The following is a 1022-nucleotide window of genomic DNA, read 5'->3' as shown; positions in this document are numbered from 1 at the left end:
CGTGACCTGTTTCAGTCACCGGTGTTATCAGGTCTGGCGCAAAAGCTGGGGCAGCACCGGACCGTGGTCGTGCCTGTCAATGTGATTACCTCCGATACGACGGCACTCACGCCGGCAATGTTGCCATTGATTGATCTGAGTCAGTCTGATATTGACCGTATCGTCGGACAAGTACCGGACGGATTGGCCAATATTCAGGATATTTATGCGCTGTCGCCCTTGCAGGACGGTATTTTGTTCCACCATTTATTGGCAAACGAAGGCGATCCGTATCTGCTGGCGGGTCAGATGGCCTTTGCGGATCGGACTTTGCTGGATCGTTATCTGGCGGTGATGCAGCAGATAATCGAGCGGCACGATATTTTACGTACCGCTTTTCTCTGGCAGGGATTGTCTGTGCCGGCGCAAGTAGTCTGGCGTCAGGCACCGTTGTCAGTCACTGAATTGACGCTTGATCCAACTGACGGGCTTATCAGCGACCAGTTAGCGCAACGTTTTAACCCCCGTCATTATCGTCTTGATCTGAGCGAGGCACCGTTATTGCGCTTTGTGGTGGCTCAGGAAGCGGATGGCCGCTGGATTGTCCTGCAATTGTTGCACCATCTGATTGGCGACCATACCACGCTGGACGTCATGCACCGTGAAGTCCGGGCCTGTCTGGACGGACAGGCGCAAAACCTGCCAGCGCCGGTACCGTTCCGCAATCTGGTGGCGCAGGCGCGACTGGGAGAAAGTGAGGCAGCACACACCGATTTCTTTACCGACATGCTGGCAGAAGTGGAAGAGCCGACACTGCCTTTCGGCGTGACGGAAGTGCATCGTGATGGTTCGCAGGTCACGGAATCCCACCGGATGCTGGAGCCGGAACTGAATGATCGTCTGCGCAGGCAGGCCCGGTTTCTGGGTGTCAGTCTGGCGGCACTGTGCCATCTGGCATGGGCACAGGTGCTGTCGCGTACCAGCGGACAGGAGAAAGTGGTGTTTGGCACGGTGCTGTTCGGGCGCATGACGGCGGGAGAAGG

Annotated in this window: 1 protein-coding gene; it reads left to right on the top strand. The window is 56.8% G+C overall.

The window, feature by feature from the left end; all coding sequences use genetic code 11:
• The coding region (locus tag FE394_RS17205; protein WP_319927576.1) for a condensation domain-containing protein at nucleotides 1–1022 on the top strand (1022 nt) is incomplete at both ends.

Source organism: Xenorhabdus littoralis, assembly GCF_033949345.1.
Lineage (GTDB): Bacteria > Pseudomonadota > Gammaproteobacteria > Enterobacterales > Enterobacteriaceae > Xenorhabdus > Xenorhabdus littoralis.
The sequence above is the reverse complement of the archived record's forward strand: the minus strand, read 5'-3'. Positions and strand labels throughout refer to the sequence as shown.